The organism is Neobacillus fumarioli NBRC 102428 (assembly GCF_001591485.1).
Taxonomy (GTDB): Bacteria; Bacillota; Bacilli; order Bacillales; family Cytobacillaceae; genus Neobacillus; species Neobacillus fumarioli.
Genome location: NZ_BCUZ01000051.1, coordinates 1 through 17,912, shown reverse-complemented (window position 1 = coordinate 17,912; position 17,912 = coordinate 1). Strand labels below are relative to the sequence as shown.

At 42.1% G+C, this 17,912-nt stretch carries 13 protein-coding genes and 1 pseudogene; 3 read left to right on the top strand and 11 right to left on the bottom strand.

The window, feature by feature from the left end:
• The 3 genes from BFU02S_RS09435 to BFU02S_RS09430 form a co-directional block, all read right to left on the bottom strand.
• Nucleotides 1-2,387: phosphoenolpyruvate synthase (locus BFU02S_RS09435; RefSeq protein WP_066369610.1), on the bottom strand; the 2,387-nt coding region annotated here is incomplete at its 3' end.
• A gap of 91 nt (nucleotides 2,388-2,478) precedes the next feature.
• The gene (locus tag BFU02S_RS16725) at nucleotides 2,479-2,646 is read right to left on the bottom strand and encodes a hypothetical protein (RefSeq protein ID WP_157075892.1); all 168 of its coding nucleotides are present in this window, start codon (nucleotides 2,644-2,646) and stop codon (nucleotides 2,479-2,481) included.
• A gap of 217 nt (nucleotides 2,647-2,863) precedes the next feature.
• Nucleotides 2,864-4,393, bottom strand: a complete 1,530-nt coding sequence (locus BFU02S_RS09430; RefSeq protein WP_066369619.1) for an NCS1 family nucleobase:cation symporter-1 — start codon at nucleotides 4,391-4,393, stop codon at nucleotides 2,864-2,866.
• Between the two features lie 347 nt (nucleotides 4,394-4,740).
• On the opposite strand from BFU02S_RS09430, the pseudogene BFU02S_RS09425 reads away from it, so the two are divergent.
• Nucleotides 4,741-5,294, top strand: a pseudogene (locus BFU02S_RS09425) (isochorismatase family protein).
• 61 nt (nucleotides 5,295-5,355) lie between these two features.
• Here BFU02S_RS09425 and BFU02S_RS09420 read toward each other — a convergent pair.
• The 3 genes from BFU02S_RS09420 to BFU02S_RS09410 all read right to left on the bottom strand — a co-directional run bounded on the left by BFU02S_RS09420 (nucleotide 5,356) and on the right by BFU02S_RS09410 (nucleotide 10,316).
• Nucleotides 5,356-6,543 carry an aminotransferase-like domain-containing protein gene (locus BFU02S_RS09420; RefSeq protein WP_066369608.1) on the bottom strand — a complete coding sequence of 396 codons (1,188 nt, stop codon included), beginning with the start codon at nucleotides 6,541-6,543 and terminating at the stop codon, nucleotides 5,356-5,358.
• Nucleotides 6,544-6,773: 230 nt separating this feature from the next.
• A complete protein-coding gene (gene cysI, locus BFU02S_RS09415) occupies nucleotides 6,774-8,492 on the bottom strand; it encodes an assimilatory sulfite reductase (NADPH) hemoprotein subunit (RefSeq protein WP_066369616.1) in 1,719 nt (572 codons plus the stop codon).
• Between the two features lie 27 nt (nucleotides 8,493-8,519).
• Entirely contained in the window at nucleotides 8,520-10,316 is a 1,797-nt protein-coding gene (locus BFU02S_RS09410) for an assimilatory sulfite reductase (NADPH) flavoprotein subunit (RefSeq protein ID WP_066369613.1), read from the bottom strand.
• A gap of 314 nt (nucleotides 10,317-10,630) precedes the next feature.
• On the opposite strand from BFU02S_RS09410, the gene BFU02S_RS09405 reads away from it, so the two are divergent.
• Entirely contained in the window at nucleotides 10,631-11,470 is an 840-nt protein-coding gene (locus tag BFU02S_RS09405; protein ID WP_066369602.1) for an MBL fold metallo-hydrolase, read from the top strand.
• Here BFU02S_RS09405 and BFU02S_RS09400 read toward each other — a convergent pair.
• Nucleotides 11,443-12,135 (bottom strand): NUDIX hydrolase, encoded by a 693-nt coding sequence (locus BFU02S_RS09400; protein ID WP_066369600.1) that lies wholly within the window; start codon nucleotides 12,133-12,135, stop codon nucleotides 11,443-11,445. The genes BFU02S_RS09405 and BFU02S_RS09400 overlap by 28 nt on opposite strands.
• Nucleotides 12,136-12,298: 163 nt before the next feature.
• Between BFU02S_RS09400 and BFU02S_RS09395 the strand changes: the two genes are divergently transcribed.
• On the top strand, nucleotides 12,299-12,616 hold the full coding sequence (locus tag BFU02S_RS09395) for a DUF3870 domain-containing protein (protein WP_066369599.1): 318 nt from the start codon (nucleotides 12,299-12,301) through the stop codon (nucleotides 12,614-12,616).
• 44 nt (nucleotides 12,617-12,660) lie between these two features.
• On the opposite strand, the gene BFU02S_RS09390 is transcribed toward BFU02S_RS09395, so the two are convergent.
• The 4 genes from BFU02S_RS09390 to cysP form a co-directional block, all read right to left on the bottom strand.
• Nucleotides 12,661-13,875 (bottom strand): acyl-CoA dehydrogenase family protein, encoded by a 1,215-nt coding sequence (locus BFU02S_RS09390; protein WP_066369598.1) that lies wholly within the window; start codon nucleotides 13,873-13,875, stop codon nucleotides 12,661-12,663.
• 12 nt (nucleotides 13,876-13,887) lie between these two features.
• Nucleotides 13,888-15,075: a CaiB/BaiF CoA transferase family protein gene (locus BFU02S_RS09385; RefSeq protein ID WP_066369596.1), complete on the bottom strand. Its 1,188-nt coding sequence runs from the start codon at nucleotides 15,073-15,075 to the stop codon at nucleotides 13,888-13,890.
• 264 nt (nucleotides 15,076-15,339) lie between these two features.
• Nucleotides 15,340-16,530: a MalY/PatB family protein gene (locus tag BFU02S_RS09380; protein ID WP_066369594.1), complete on the bottom strand. Its 1,191-nt coding sequence runs from the start codon at nucleotides 16,528-16,530 to the stop codon at nucleotides 15,340-15,342.
• A gap of 128 nt (nucleotides 16,531-16,658) precedes the next feature.
• On the bottom strand, nucleotides 16,659-17,741 hold the full coding sequence (gene cysP / locus BFU02S_RS09375; RefSeq protein ID WP_066369592.1) for a sulfate permease: 1,083 nt from the start codon (nucleotides 17,739-17,741) through the stop codon (nucleotides 16,659-16,661).
• Nucleotides 17,742-17,912 lie beyond the last annotated feature (171 nt).

Sequence of the window (17,912 nt, the reverse complement as noted above, 5' to 3'; positions counted from 1 at the left end):
ACACTACCTAGATTTGCCTTCTCTGGATTTAGGACAATTTTTGCGTAACCCTCAATGACTCCACTTGAAACAGGTGTACCAATTAAGGCTCCTACAGGAGCATTCATGACACTCCGTCTACCTGTAATAATCTCGCCATCGCTGGTCATAACACGAGGAGGAGTCAATTTTTTATTTAACTCTTCCTGCTGTTTACGTTCCACAATTAATGGATGTGTATCCTTCACAAACGTACCATTTTCTAAAGTCTGTAACTCGTTTATTGTTAAATAAAATACATCGGATATTTCACTCAACACTCCTGTATGAACAAGCTTCTGGGCTTCTTCCAGAATGGCTTGTCTGTAGACACCAAAATGCTGAATAAGCAAGTATTTATGATGCTCTCGTAAACCACCTAAATTTCGGTATACATGAATGAGTCGCTTCAAAATTTTCGCCTGCATGGAACCTTTGTGTTTTCGGACTTGCTCGATAAGGTCTTTTGCCACTCGTTCTGCTTCTCTTGCGGCTTCCTGAAATTTTATTCGGTGTTCTCCCGGTGCCATCGTACGAATATGACTCATGATGGATGAAACCAATGTTGTTGGAACTTCATACCAACGTGGTTTACTAATGTCAATTTCTCCTGGGCATCTCATCCCATATAGACGCATGAAATGTTCCAATTTTAAACGGAAGAATTCGCTATTTGGAATATCATTTAGACCTTTATAAAAATCGGAATCCGTTGCTTTTTGTAGATAATCTAGTAATTGTGGGTTTTGACGAGCAATGTCCGCCAAATCTCCAATCATCAGTCCAAGTTCGCTTGTAACATTTCCAGGCAATGAGCGTCCAAGTGCATGAATAGATTCTGTGTCTCCAAGCCATTTCTGCAATAATTTTTTAACGATTTCCGAAACCAACTCACCACTTACCCAATTTGGGGCAACTTTCAATAGAGAAGGAAACATCTCTTTTTTCATGTTTTGTTTAATAGCATCTATCCGTGAATGAACTCTAGAGTTTAATATATCCTGCCGACACTTCTTAACAGATTCTTCAATGAAGCGGTTCACAAAGTCTCTGCGAGCAACAGGGTCAGCTACAAGAACATTTTTTATGACAGTCTTAATTACAGGGAACGCTATGGATGCCACCATCCGAAACGGAAATCGCTTATGGGGAAACTTTGTTGTCGGACGCTGCAACACTTCTTCAAGTGCTGTACCTAGCTGTTCGTCCATTCGTTTGAGCACAAGAGGAATTCGCTTTCTAAGAGCCTTTATCCCAAAAGGTGCCGTTAAATCCCCAAACACTCTTCCACCCGCTTCCACGGCAATTGGAATCATCGTTGAAAAAAAGGATATTGCCATAGGCTTCATGACATCTGTCATCATCTGAATGTGTCCCAAAGAAATCAATATGTGGAGTTGACTATCTAAAAATTTGGGGATTGGATAGATGGACGTGATAGGACGACTTTGAACGATGTAAAACTTGCCGTTCGCAAGACACCATTCAATATCTTGTTCAGTCCCATAGTGATTTTCAATTTTCTTCCCCAGGTCAGCTAATTCTACAATCCGTTCATCAGGCAAAGCTTGAGCCTGTTGTTGGTCAGAAGTCAATTCCTTTGTAATAGTTCCACCTTCTGGAATGGAGTAAATAGCGATTTTCTTACTTGATATTTTCTTTTGGATGATTTTATCACTTTGAACTTGATATAAGTCAGCTGAAACAAGTCCCGATACCAATGCTTCACCAAGCCCAAAACTGGCATCAATGGAGGTAATTGTGCGATTTCCAGAGATAGGGTCAGCAGTGAACATGATTCCTGAGACATCTGGAAAGACCATTTCTTGGACAACTACTGATAGCAAAACTTGTCGGTGGTCAAAACCGTTCTTCGCACGGTAGGAAATTGCTCGATCTGTGAACAACGAAGCCCAGCAACGCCGAATTGAATCAAGAAGTTGATCCTGACCAAGCACATTTAGATACGTTTCTTGTTGACCTGCAAACGAAGCACTAGGTAAATCTTCGGCTGTTGCACTGGACCTGACTGCATAAGCTTTTTCAATACCATTCTGTTTCCATGCCTCCACTATTGATTTTTCAACTTCACGTGGCATGGCTAAGTTTTCTAAATGGTTTCGAATTTGATCCCCCAACACACGAATTTCATCCAATTGATCTGCACTTACATGATCAAGCTGAGAAAAAAATTGGCTCATTTTATTACTAGTCTCAATAAACGCTTTAAAGGCAGTAGTGGTCACGCAAAAGCCTTGTGGTACAGGGAAACCTGCCTTTGTCATTTCCCCAAGGTTTGCTCCCTTCCCACCGACATATGGCAGTGAATCTTTATCAATTTCATTAGAATATAAAACGAATCTAGTCAAAAAATTTCCCCCTTTTAACCCTGATACCATAGATATCAAATTGTATTTTTAAGTTTCCAAACACAAAAACTCTGTCTCTTATCTGCTTCAGTTACACTGAACCTGTTTGCCTAGCAATGAGACCAAAAACTAATCCATCAATCGTACCGGCCATCGCGACAGGTAGAATTTGCTTAGCCCCCATTAGAAATTGCTTTTTTCGATTAGGTAAATCAATCTCAGCTGTTATTTGCTTTGAATCTTTTGGTAGCAACTCCATTTTCTCCTCCTTAAATTATCGTTTTTCGGGTAAACGTTCGGATACAAAAAAACCGGGCAAAACATAAATCCTCTATGAAAGAATGCGATCATAAAGGTACATTCTTCACAAAGTTTTCATGTCTGCCCGATTTTAATAAGACCATAGAGAGAGGTCGTCTCCCTCTTTATTATAACCGTCATCCATTCATTTATTATGAAAGGAAAATACAATTAAATCAAACTTTTAAAGGGTTGCCGTCTGCAAATGAGTCAAGATGTTGTGTATTAGTATCTTCGAAACTTGTCATTTGGTTATATTCCCCTGGTCCTAGTACACTTTTGTCTCCTTTCATAAAGTACGTATAGGCAATAATGGAAATCAACAGCCCAAATGTCCAAGCATTTTCCCATAAAAAGCGCAGCCCGGGAATAAATAGACCTAGAACAGGAATCACAATCCCAATGATTAGTGCATACACACTTTTTTTATTGAAGCCTCCTAAGTAACTGTAGCGGCCATTTACATCATATAGCTCAGTAAGGGAAAGTTGACGCCGGCGGACAAGCCAGTAATCGGCGATAGCAATGCCATCAATCGGACCAAGCAATGCACCGTATGTTCCCAGCCAGCCGAAGATGTAATTCCCAAAGTTCTCCATAATATACCATGGTTGTATAAGGACGGCAAACAAGCCAGTAATAATGGCGCCAATTCCGAAGGTGAGCTTTTTTGGGTATAAATTTTCAATAGCCCTTGCTGGGGCCACGACATTTGCTCCAACATTGATGGTTAACGAAGAAATAACAATTACAAGTGTTCCCAGAAAGATAATAAACGGCGGGAATTTTGCCAGCAGCTGGACCGGATCCCATATTGCCTGGCCAAAAATAACGACAGTCGCTGAAGTGACGGCTATTCCAATAAAGGAGAAAATACTCATCGTCAGAGGAAGTGAGAAACTTTGTGCAACCATTTGCGATTTTTGACTTTTCGCATAACGGCAAAAGTCGGGAATATTTAATGCCAATGTCGCCCAGAAGGCAATAACACCGGTAAGCGCGGGGAAAAACACTTTAAAAAACTCACCGGCACTTTTGAATTTCGATGGAGTTGATAGAATCGGCCCCCAGCCCCCCGCATGGGTAAATGCCCAAATAAGAAGAATAATAGCGGAAATGCCTACTACAGGAGTCGCAATTAATCCTAATGTTTTCATCGCCTGCGGACCTTTGTAGGCAACAGCAACGTTTAATAGCAAAAATAGCGTAAACACAATTGCAGTATGTCCCGTGAAGTTCCTCCAAAAAGCAAATGAGGCAGACAATAGTGTATCAATCGCACCTGTTCCGATCCAGGTGTTAATCCCAAACCATCCAGCGGCCACCAGTGCGCGTGCCAATGCCGGGATGTGAGCTCCTTTTGAGCCAAACCAAAGCCTGGCAAATACTGGATAAGGAATACCAAATTTCGTTCCTGCATGGGAGTTTAATAAAATCGGGATCAGCACAATGGCATTTCCAAGGAAAATAGTTAAAATGGATTGCCACCAGTTCATTCCTAAGGAAATCATCCCGCTTGCCATCGTATAGGCCGGAATACATAAACACATTCCAATCCATAAAGTAGCAAAGTTCAGCCCCTTCCAAGTATGCTCCCTTAAAGTTGTAGGGCGAAGGTCCTCATTCCATAATTCACTATTCCTTAAGCCGTTTGCTGCTTCTTCCGTTAGTACGACAATCCCATTATGTTCAATTTGCGTTTTCAACCAAATTCCCCCTTGCAATATTTTTCTTCCAAGGTATTTCGGCCGCCATTTATTTAAAATTTTCGAATGCCGCTTCATCACCGCCTTTTTTCATTTTCAAGATAGGAGGAGAAGATTCTACTATTCTATTCTTTATTTTAGAGGAATCAAACAGGCTGTCATTGGACATTTAGTAAAATTGTTTAGGGATAATGTTTTATATTTTGTAACGTTTTGGAAAAATCCCCGGTACTCACGAATCTGCTTTTTGCTGAAGCACCCAAAGAAGACATCGTTAGAAATCATCCGATTTATTCTATATAATGATTATGTTAAATGTTTAACAGCCATGGGAGGTAACAAATTCGATGTCAATCGATTTTAAGAAAACAGCATTGGTGATTATTGACTTGCAAAAAGGGATTGTCGGTGCACCTGGAGGACAGGCAGTTGTTGAGAAAACGGCTGAACTTGTCAATGTATTCCGTCAAAATGACGGCTTTATTGCTTTTGTCAAAGTCAGCTTTCATGACGGAAAGGATGCATTAAAGCCATTAACCGATCAGCCTGTTCATGTTCTCGAGCGCCCAGAGGGCTGGGATGAATTTGTTCCGGAGCTTGGTGTTACCAGCAATGATTATGTTGTGACCAAACGTCAATGGGGAGCTTTTTTTGGGACGGATTTAGATCTTCAGCTCCGCCGCAGGGGTATTGATACGATTGTCCTGTGCGGAATTGCCACAAACATCGGAGTGGAAAGCACTGCAAGGGAAGCCTTTCAACTTGGGTATCATCAAATCTTTATCCGTGACGCCATGACGACGTTTTTCAAGTAGAACATGATGCGACCTGTAAGTTTATATTTCCAAGAATCGGCAAGGTGAGAACAATTCAAGAGTTCTTTTCAGAAGTAACTAATTGAAAATCGCCACTCAAAAACACCTTTCACAAAGGTGTTTTTGAGTGTTTATGGGCCGTAAACTTTATACCACTGCCGGGGTTAATAGAACTTCTACTAAGCGATCCATGCCGAGTTTCAGTTTTTCCGGTGAGGAATGGCTGAAGTTTAATCGGAATGTATTGTGCTTTGGCTCATGAACATAGAAAGGAGCTCCCGGAACAAAGGCTACGCCTTTTTCCACTGCTTTATGGAGCAGAGCAGTTGTGTTCAGCCCTTCTTCCCCTTCCAGCCACATAAACATACCTCCCTTCGGCTCTTTCCATTTAAACAATCCTGGTTTCAACTTGTTTAAATAATCCCGCATAATGGTCATACGCGAATAATACTCTTTTCGGATCCGCTTAATATGGGCAGTGAGATTGAAGTCCCGCAGTAAGTAATACAATGCCTGCTGATCGATGCTGCTTGAGTGCAAATCGTTCATCTGCTTGGCTTTCGCCATCATTTGGATGACTTCCTTAGGCCCTGTAACCCATCCGGTTCTTAATGCCGGAACGACAGATTTTGAAAAAGTACTGGTATAGATCACATGGGTTTTTGTAACATCCATGGCTGCCACTGGCTGATATTGTTCTTCAGGATGAAATTGGATATCGCCGTATGGATCATCTTCAAGGATCGGCACGTTATACTGATAGGAAAGATTTAGTAGCTCTTGCCGTCTTTCTTGGTTCCATACTTTCCCGTCCGGATTTGAAAAAGTTGGGATAACATAAATGAATTTAGGCTGTAAATGTACAATCTTTTGTTGTAAATCCTCTGGATCCATCCCATGTTCATCACTGCGGACAGCGGCAATGACTGCCCCATATGATTGGAATACTTGCAAAGCAGCTAGATAAGTAGGATCTTCAGTTAAAACAACATCCCCTGGCGAAAGCATGATTCGTGAAAACAAGTCGATAACTTGTTGTGAACCTGTCGTAAGTAAAATGTTATCAGGAGTTGATGAAATCTCCTTTTGTTCCATTCTAAATTGTATAGCTTCACGAAGAGGAACAAATCCTTCAGTTAAGCCGTATTGTAAGGAAGAATTTCCTGATGCAAAAACCTTTTCATAAGCGATTTTTACATCTTCAATCGGGAAAATATCTTCAGCTGGCAATCCTCCCGCAAAAGAAATAACGTGTTCCTGCTGTGTTACTTTCAAAATATCTCTGACAGCAGAAGATTCATAGTTTTTGGTGTGAGGTGCAAATGAGTAATTCAATGGTAGTCGCTTCCTTTTAATTAGTTTAATAAACTAGATCGCTCAATTTATAAAAAATATAGTAAACGAAAACTTTGAGCGACGCAAGGTTTTTATCGTAATTTTTCGAAAAATTAGAATAAACTTCAGCTATTTATACCAATTTTGATTGCGTATGTCCAAGAACTATACATTCTGCTTTTGAACACATAACTATAAAAGACAGGGATATCCCTGTCTCTATGGATCTATTAGTCATGAAAATTTGTTCCGTCAGTCGTTTCTTTAATAATGCCCACACGAATGACAAAGTCGCCAAAATGTTCGCCATCGACTCGTTCTTTAGCATAGCGAGAAAGCAGTACGCGCAGTTCGCTTAAAATTTCTTCTTCGCCGATATTCTCCCGGTACAATTTATTAAGGCGGCTACCATCAAATGCGGCACCAAGATACATATTATATTTTCCCGGCGCTTTCCCCATAAAGGCAATTTCTGCTAATGCCGGGCGGGCACAGCCATTTGGACAGCCGGTCATGCGAATGGTAATCTCTTCATCACGCAGTCCATTTTCATCGACGATTTCTTCAATTTTATCGATCAATGATGGCAGATAACGCTCTGAATCTGCAAAAGCAAGCCCGCAAGTCGGCAGTGCAACACATGCCATCGAGTTGCGGCGAAGAGCGGAAAAATGCTTTCCATCCGACAAACCGTATTGGTCCATTAATTCAATGATTTTTGTCTTGTTCTGGCTGGATACATTGGCAATCACCAGATTTTGGTTTGGTGTTAAACGGAAATCTCCAGTGTGAATCTTGGCAATTTCACGCAAGCCTGTCTTTAACTTATAATCAGGAAAATCAGCAACTTTGCCATTTTCTACAAATAACGTAAAGTGCCAATTTCCATCGATGCCTTCCACCCAGCCATACCGGTCACCGTTATGCTCAAAATGATATGGTTTTGCTTCTTCCAATTTCCACCCCAGTCGGTTTTCCAGCTCTTCCTTGATATTCTCGAGGCCAAGTCGGTCAATCGTGTATTTAAACCTAGCGTTTTTCCGGACGGAGCGATTCCCGTAATCGCGCTGAATCGAAATGGTTTTTTCCGCAAGCTCAACAATTTGATCCGGTTTACAGAAACCGATCACCTTGGCAATCTGCGGGTATGTGAGCTTATCGCCATGGGTCATCCCCATTCCCCCGCCGATCGCAATGTTAAAACCAATCAGCTTATGATTCTCAACAATTGCAATCAGTCCGAGATCCTGTGAAAAAACATCAATATCATTCGACGGCGGGACAGCAATGCCGATTTTAAACTTTCTAGGCAAATAGGTCGGCCCGTATAACGGTTCTTCTTCTTCAAAGGCAGGTGTGCCGGCCACTCGCTCTTCATCCAGCCAGATTTCGTGATAGGCTCTTGTCTTTGGTAATAAATATTCACTCAAATATGATGCCCATTCATAAACTTGCGCATGGATTTCTGATTGATATGGATTTGGATTGCACATAACGTTCCGATTTACGTCACCGCAGGCAGCAAGCGTCGTCAATAATACCCGATTGACTTCCTGGATTGTTTCTTTCATGTTCCATTTTAAAATGCCATGAAATTGGAACGATTGCCTTGTGGTTAGTTTAATCTTACCGCCGGCATTACGATCGGCCAGATCATCCAGCACAAGCCATTGTTCCGGTGTCACTACACCGCCCGGTGCCCGGACGCGGAGCATGAATTGGTAAGCAGGTTCAAGCTTTTGTTTTTGTCTTTCATTTCTTACATCACGGTCATCCTGCAGGTAGCTGCCATGGTGTTTCATCAGACGGTTATCATCTTCAGGAATACCGGCGGTGAGCCGATCCTGAAACACTTCTTTTAGTGTCCCGCGTAAATTGTTGCTTTCTCTTTTAATTCGTTCAACATCACTTGGCGGTCCATCTGGTGCTGTTAAAATTTGCTTTGCCATCGTCAATTAAACTCCCCTCCAACAAACTCAATAAACATCGCGCTGGTAACGTTTTTGCTGCTGCATATTGGCAAGGTATTCTTCTGCCTTTTCACGGCTCATACCGCCTTCTTTTTCAATAATGTCAACTAATGCATTGTGCACATCTCGGGCCATATGCTTTTCATCGCCGCAAATATACACATAAGCACCGTCTTTAATCCAAGTAAACAATTCTTTACTATGTTCTAGCATACGATGCTGGACATATACTTTTTCAGCTTGATCACGTGAAAATGCAACATCCATTTTCGTTAATACTCCTGTATTCAACCACTTTAACCATTCTGTTTGATATAGAAAATCGGTCCGGAAATGCTGGTCCCCGAAGAACATCCATGTTTTCCCTTCCGCTCTTGTTTCTTCACGTTCCTGCATAAAGGAGCGGAATGGGGCAACGCCAGTCCCTGGCCCGACCATAATAATGGGTGCATCCGGATTGTCCGGCAGTTTAAAATTGTCATTTTTCTGCACAAATACTTGAACGGTATCACCAGGTGCCAATCGCTCGGCGGCAAAAATCGAGCAGACCCCTTTCCGCTTTCGCCCGTGAGCTTCATAGCGTACCGCACCAATCGTCAAATGGACTTCGTCCGGATTCGCTGTTAAACTGCTGGCAATCGAATACAGTCGATGCGGGATTTTGCGTAAAATGGAGACAAATTCCTGAGCCGACTCTCCCCATGTTCCAAAATCCCGTACGAAATCAAGCAAATCCCGTCCTTCGATATATTGTTTCAGTTTTGCTTCATTCCCTGGTGATAAAAGCTCCTGCAATTCCGGGTTGCTTGAAAGCTGGGCTGCCTTTTCTAAGAGCGGCTTTGTTATAACCGTTATTTCAAAATGCGAAATAAAGGCTTCTCTCAGCGATAGAACTTCTCCCTGCTTATTGATGGTTACCGATTCTTCAGGGCTCCATTTCAATTCGCTTAAAAGCTCTTCAACAAGTTCAGGATCATTTTGCGGAATAATTCCAAGAGCGTCCCCCGGTTCGTAGGTTAGCCCGGAACCTTCCAGCGAAATTTCCAGATGACGCGTTTCTTTATTAGAGCCGCGTCCATTTAAATTAATATTTTCCAGTACTTCTGCCTTAAAGGGGTTGGTTCGAGAATAAACTGATTCCGAAGCTTGCAACGTTGCGGAAACCTCAGGGACACTCGTTTCACCCTGAGCAGCAGACAAGCTGGCAATCACACCCTCCAGCCATTCAGCAGCAGGCACATCGAAATCGACATCACAATCAAATCTTGGGTATAACCTAGTGCCGCCCAATTCTTCCAAGCGTGCATCAAACTGTTTACCCGTCTGGCAGAAATACTCATACGATGTATCCCCGAGTGCTAAAACAGAAAATTGAAGACCATCGAGTTTTGGTGCTCGCTTGCTATGAAGAAATTCATGAAATGATAAGGCATTATCCGGAGGATCTCCTTCCCCTTGGGTGCTTACAATCACAAGAAGATTTTGAATCTTCTTTAAATTATTCGACTTAAATTCGTTCATGGCGGAAACCGTTACTTGAAAACCATGGCTTTCAAGCGTTTTTCCTGATTTAGCGGCAAGTCCTTTTGCATTTCCTGTCTGTGACCCGTAAAGAATCGTCACTTCTTTTGCTTGAGGATTTTGGGCATTTTGAACAGAAGCCCCGAGCACTTGATTAGGCTGTAATGCAGCAAGATATCCGCTCAGCCAAAATTTTTGTGATTCTGTTAATGTTGGCAGAAGCCGGTTCAAAAGTTCTGCCTGTTCTTGATTAAACGGGCTGTTTAATACCTGAAGTTGCACCAATATTCATCCACCTCACAAGGAATATAACTCAATTTTTCATTTTCCAATTTTCTAAATTTCTGGTTTCACCTTTCACTCAAAAAATTGATTACTATTATAATAGTTTTACTATTCCTATAAGTCAAGTTGGAATTAAAAATTTCACACTTGGAAGAATAATCAGTTATGCCTTAAGTGAACCAAGGCATTTATTAAAGAACTTTGCAGCTAAATAGCGATTTTTGTAGAGAATTTATCGATTTTAGCAGGAATTCCACTTTTGTATGCGGAATACGTTATTTTATCGTTATCAATTTGAAAGGATGTTGAACATGGGCAAAGAAACCGCAACAATCATCCGGGTTCCCATTTCTACCCCGACGCTGCCGCCACATACGACAACAAATTGCTATTTGATTGGAAATGATAAAGAAAGTATATTAGTCGATGCCGGTTATGATCTGCCGGAAACTAAAATAGAATTAGAGAAGGCAATTAAGGAGAACGGTCTTGCCATTCCAAAATTTATTATTATCACCCATGCCCACCGTGATCACGCACCAGGTGTCCGGCAATTAATCGACTGGAACCCGGTGGTTTATTGTCACGAGTACGAAAAGCAAGCGGTGGAGAAAGCGATTTCACCTTGGAATGCAATTTCCTTCTTACATGATGGGGATATCATGAACATAGCAGGAGAAGAAATAACGTTCTTGCATGCCCCTGGTCATACCGCGGGCCAGTTAAATATATATCTTCCATCACAGCAAATTCTCGTGGCGGGAGATAATATCGTGGCCGAAGGTACTTCCTGGATCGGCCCGCCAGATGGGGACATGACAGATTATATACGAACACTAGAGCGCTTAAAACAATTAAAGCTGAAAAAAATTGCCCCCGGCCATGGTGATTGGGTACTGAATCCTTATGAACAGATTGAATTTGTTATAAAACGCCGGTATTTTCGTGAAAACCAAATTAAAGAATTACTTGACAAACATCACAAACTGACAGCAGCTGAGTTGACTGAGATGATTTATGAAAAGCTGCCTCATCCAAGTGTTATAGAAGTAGCCAAGCGGACAACAGAGGCCCATTTGATGAAATTAGTAAAAGAAGGAACGGTCAAAGTCGAACATTCTGTTTATTCCCTTTTGAATGTCAACCTGTAGTTGAATAATTCTTGACCTTGTAGCTTCGGCATCACCAAAGGACCGCCTTCGAGGAAGTTTTTCACTGTCTTAAGTGCAAGAATCGTTGGCGGCCCCAGCTCAATTTCATCATTTTGGAAAGCAGTCAATGCATCGGCAGGAGAAATCCAGCATGCTTCTCCCACTTCATGTTCATCGGGTTCCGGTGTCTGGCCTTTTGGCAGATCAGCCAGAAAGAATCGGGTATCATAACGGATCGGGCTCTCTTCAGGTGTAATGAGATGTCCAAACGGTGTTAAGCATTTAAAAGAAAATTTCAATCCTTCTTTTCTCAGCATTTGCCGATAGGAAAGTTCCCCCAGCATCATCTGGCGGCGGTATTCCTTGGCCGTTGCTTCTTTAAGGTTGGCCGCAGTGCCGTCTTCAGTTTCACATAATAAAACTCCGACCTCTTCAAATAATTCTCTTGCTGCTGCAATATAAAAGCTTTTATCAATGGACTCATCCGGTTTGGATTGAATGAAAGTCTCGCTGTCTTCGATCTCGTCATCCTTTTCGACTGCTCCGCCAGGAAATACATAAAACCCTCCAAAAAATTTCATTGTTTGTGGCCTTTTGGTCATATAAACCCTCGCATTTTCATCCACTAACACAACAGTTGACGCCGGCCTCGGAACTACAGCCATCATTGTCCCACCTTTGAAAATTCGTTAATTTCATATATATTCAACTACCATTTTACTTTACCCTCTAATTTTTTGCTTGATATTTTACTTGAAATACGGGCAGTGACAGGAGCGGGCGTTTTGTTTTATGCTTAAGAAAAAATCGTTTGAGGAGAGAGAAGAAATGAATACCCTCTTTATTGCCGGGCATGCGAAATTGCCTTCAGGAATGGCAGCTAAAAGCATTTTTGAAACATTAACGATTACGGCAGAAATTGATAAAATCTATGGCGTGATTGTCGATGCCTCCTGTACATTAGCGACAGAACATGGAAGAGACTATATCAAAAGGATTTTACGGGGGCATAGTTTGCGTAACGGGATTGAAAAGCCGCTTGAGGATTTAAAACATTTTTACTTTGGAAAGGCAAATAATGCCCTTATTGCTGCATTAAAAGATTTATATAAACAGTATGAAGCGATCGGGCAGCAGACTATGTAACGTACAAAGAGCGGACCCGTTATTTCGGATTCGCTCTTTTTTACCTATTTTTTCACAGTCTCCTTGCTCGGTTCATATGGCCAGGCAGGAAGCATGCGATCTAATGGTTTATCGTGACGATAACCTAATACATATTCAGCCTGCATAACGGTATGGATTTCCCTTGTGCCTTCATAAATGACAGGAGCTTTCGAGTTTCTTAGGAAACGCTCAACAGGATATTCGCTGGAATACCCGTAAGCCCCGTGTATTTGTACAGCATCATCAGCCGCCTTATTGGCAAAATCGCAGGCCTGCCATTTCGCTAGGGATGTCTCCCTCGTATTCCGTTTTCCTTGATTCTTCAATTCTCCGGCACGATAGACTAAGAGGCGGCTCATTTGCAGACCGGCTTCCATGTTCGCAATCATTTGCTGTACCAATTGATGTCGGCCGATTTCCTTGCCAAACGTTTTGCGCTCATGGCAATACTTGACACTCTCTTCGAGGCAGGCCATGATCAAACCGACGGCACCGGCTGCAACAGTGAAACGGCCATTATCAAGTGCGGACATGGCGATTTTAAAGCCGTCCCCTTCATTTCCAAGCAAGTTTTCTTTCGGTACTCTAACATTGTCAAAGAATAATTCTCCCGTATTGCCGGAACGGATCCCTAATTTCCCTTTTATTGCTCTGGATGAGAAGCCCGGCATGGTGCGTTCCACAATAAAGGCTGAAATGCCGTGGTGGCGCTTTTCTTTATCTGTATAGGCAAATACGAGGAAATGATCGGCAATATCGCATAAAGAAATCCATGTTTTTTGTCCGTTTAAAATATAATCATCTCCGTCTCTTACTGCTGTGGTAGACAGGGAGGCAACATCGGAACCCGCACCAGGTTCTGTTAGGCCAAAGGCGCCGATTTTCTCCCCTTTTGCTTGCGGAACGAGATATTTTTGCTTCTGTTCTTCTGTTCCCCATTGCAATAATGTCAGGCTATTTAACCCAATATGGACGGAAACGGCCGTACGGAACGCGGTATCTCCCCGTTCCAGCTCCTCGCAGACAATGGCCAGTGAATTATAATCCATGCCGCTACCGCCATAAACTTCCGGAATACAGACACCCATCAAATGTAATTCAGCAAGCCGTTTGAACAATTTAGGGTCAAAGCCCCCCTTTTCATCCCATTCTTTCATATATGGGATAATCTCTTTATCTACAAAACTCCTAACCATTTTGCGCAGCATTTCTTGTTCTTCGGTAAATTCAAAGTTCATCTTGTAACCCTCCTAAATGATGTGCTTGTTTTTTAAATGATTTATTTCTTCGGTTGATAAACCTAGTTCCTGTAAAATCTCTTCCGTATGTTCCCCTGCAATAGGCGGATGCCGTTTGACCTCCACCTTCGTTCTTGATAGTTTAAGAGGCGAGCCAACCAATTTGACAACACCTGCCTCAGGGTGTTTGACATCTACGACCATTTCACGGGCGGCAATCTGCGGATCAGCAAACACTTGATCCAGCGTATTGATGGGGCCGCACGGAATGGTGGATTCGGATAGTCGTTTCATCCATTCGGCAACAGGTTTTAAGCGGATCCAGTTTTCCAATATTTCTGTGAGCTGACGGCGGTTTCGGACTCTCATTTCGTTCGTCCGGTAATTTTCATCTTCAGCCAACTCCGGAATCCCGAGAATTTCGCATAAAGAGGCAAACTGGCGGTCGTTGCCGACAGCAATGATCAATTCACCGTCCAAGGCACGAAAGGTCGAATAGGGTACGATATTGGGATGGTCATTTCCCAGTCTTTGCGGCACGTTTCCGGAAATAAGATAATTGCTTGCGACATTCACTAGGGCACTGACACCGCTATCAAACAGCGCCATGTCTATTTTTTGTCCTAAACCTGACTTTTCCCGTTCCAAAAGGGCCGCTTCAATGGCAATGACAGAATAAAGCCCAGTTAAAATATCCATCATGGCCACCCCGATTTTTAACGGGTCGCTATTCTCGCCTCCGTTAATACTCATCATCCCACTCATTCCTTGGACGATATAATCATAGCCCGGCAAATGTCGGTATGGCCCCGTTTCGCCAAAGCCGGTAATCGAACAAAAAATCAATCTAGGATTGATGGCTTTAAGCTGTTCATAATCCAGTTCCCATTTTTCCATGGAACCGGTCTTGAAATTATGAATCAGACAATCGGACTGTTTCGCCAAACGGCGGATCAGCTCCCGCCCCTCTTCCGTTTTCAAATTCACTGTAATACTGCGCTTATTGCGGTTGGCACATAAATAGTAAGCACTTACGGCATTTTGAAACGGCGGCCCCCAGCTGCGGGTTTCATCACTGCCGCCCGGCGCTTCAACTTTCATAACATCAGCACCAAGATCTCCTAACATCATCGTGCAAAAGGGACCCGCCAGTACTCTCGTTAGATCCAACACTTTAACTCCTGTTAATGCTCCAGTCAAATTCCCTCCCCCTTCTGTCATTTGACATACAAAAAAGCCAGTCCTCCCCTAATGGCGGTTAGGACTGGCTTTCCGATTCATAAGCACCATCCGGTAAAAGATGGGTGATGAAATCTTAACAGTCAAATTTTTAATGGATTTAACAGTCATTCCTCTCTTCCTTCCACGGTGATGCGGATAGGGACGAGGATTTATATTTATATTTTACATAATTTTCAGTATTTTGCAAGGGTTTTCTATAAAAATGTCTTAGACCTCTGTTGCTTAATTTACATCTTCAAATTCTCTGGCAATTCTTTCAAACGCTTCTTTAATCAATGGCCTTGGCGACGGAATACAAATTCGTTGATAATGCAAACCTTCTTCGCCAAACAGCTTGCCGTCTTCAAGTAAAACATTGGCCCTATGATAGATCCGCTCGTGAACTTCTTCAGGGGTTATACCGTACCCGCTAAAGTCCATCCACATCACATAGGTTCCCTCGGGAATTCGTACTTTTACTTTCGGCATCCTTTCCGCTAGAAAGTTCACGACCCATTCCATTGTGCCGTCGATATATTCCTTCAATTGCTCAAGCCACTCTTCCCCTTCATTGTAAACAGCAATGAGAGCCGCCACTGTGAACGGGGACGGTAAATGATAACCAAGTACACGAGTAAAGGTTTTCCTCAGTTCCGGATTCGAAATAATGACATTTGTACAGTGTAATCCCGCCACATTAAAGGTTTTATTAATAGCCGTAAAGGTAATGATATGGTCTGCTTTTTCCACCGCTTTGGCCAGCGGAATAAAGGTCTTATTGCGGCGGATCAAGTCTCCGTGAATCTCATCTGCCACCATAATGACACCATTTCGTTCACAAATATCGGCCAATTTCCGCAGTTCTTCTACTGTGTAAATTCTTCCTGTCGGATTATGCGGGTTACATAAAATGAACATTTTCGTTTTTTCGTCTTTTGCTTTTGTTTCAAAATCATCAAAATCAATATGGTAATAGCCATCATCATCCACTTTGAGGGCATTGTTGAGCAATTCTCTTTTGTTTGTCAGGATTGCTGAAGTAAACGGCGGGTATACGGGACGTTGAATAATAATCCCATCCCCCGGATTGGTAAATGCCTTAACTGCAACATTTAAGGCATAGACAGTTCCCGGGCTATAAATAATTTCTTCCCGCTTAATGTCCCAGTCATGACGTTTCTTAAACCAGTGCTGGATCGCTTCAAAATATTCTTGCGGAAAGATAGTATAGCCAAATATCCGATGATCCACTGTTTTATGTAATGCATCAATTAAGGGCTGAGGGACGGGTAAATCCATGTCTGCTGTAAATAATGGAATCGTCTCTTCATCATAGCGTTCCGTTAAGCCGCTTTGTTTAATGAAACTGCCGCCATCCCATTTTAAAGAAAAGGTCCCTCTCCTATTGACGATTTCATCAAAATTATAGTTCATGACATCGAATCCTTTCTAATGTAAAATTCACTCCTAAGACTACTATAGCAATTGCCGAAATTTTTTCCAGCTTTGCGGTATACAAGTTTACACCCCCACCTTACATAGTGTGGGGGTGTAAACCGTACTTAAATTCCTCCGCCTTCATCATGAATGGTGCTGTTCTCTTTGCGGATATTGGCTGATAAGCTTAATACTCCAACGACTGCAATGAGTGTACTTAAAATAACGACAATATTATAAATATTCCACTCAATTAATAGATTAATCAGCACATAGGTGATCACAAGTGATGCTAAAGGGGAGATTAGCCATACTTTGATAATTTTTTGAATGACTGACTTTTGCCAAATGCCAAAACCTTTTTGTGCTGCACCGACACCGAGAATGCCGCAAGTTGTTACTTGTGTTAAAGGAATGGGAAGACCATATATAGAAGCCAAAGTGACGAGCGCGCCGCCGGTAAAAGAAATAGCACTACCTTCCAATAAGGAAAGTCGCGTGATTTTCTTCCCGTTTGTCTCCATTACTTTTCCACCCAAAAGAAGCGCGCCTAATGCAACGAACAGTCCCCCAATCCAAATCCCCTTATCTGCCGAAAGCATTCCGGCGCCGACAAGCGGTCCAACGGCATTGGCTACATTGTTCATCCCGGCAGAAAAGGCTTCAAAACAGCCGCCGATCACTAGTAATCTAGCAAGCCATTTTTTCCATTTTCCTTCCTTTTGTAATCCAGTCCACTTTTTTTCTGCAGCGGCAATTAATTTCCCTAATACAAATGTAATAAGAAATGAAACAATGGGTACCAGCACCCAAAATAGAACAATGACTGAAAGTTTGCTAATAAATATATGTTTATAGACGATTCCAGCCCCCACAATGGAACCTACAGTTACTTCGCTAGTAGATAACGGGATTCCTATCATATTGGCAATAAATAACGTCAGTGCTGCCCCGGCAAGTATAAGGACGACCGTTTCAATGGTTAAATATTTTGACGGAATAATCCCATTACCAATGGTTTTGACAACTTCTCCCCCTCCGAGAACAGCTCCAAGGAACGCAGCAATTGCGACTAGCAGCATGGCTAAGCGTTTATTCCGAATGGCATTTGTTCCGTAAGCGGTGCCCATTGATGCCGCCGTTCCACTTGCACCAATATTCATAGCGAAAAAGAAAGCAATGATAAACGCCATATATGTCCAAAACATTTAGATCTCCCCTTATATACAAAAAGTTTTGTTAGCATAAAATCATAGTATTCAGGTAGGAATAATTTTATATGATGCTAATTATACAATTCCATATCGGAATAATCAACGAGAAATGTCAGATTCATTGAATTTTTAAAAAGTAAAGAGTATAAATTTTTACTTTGAAAA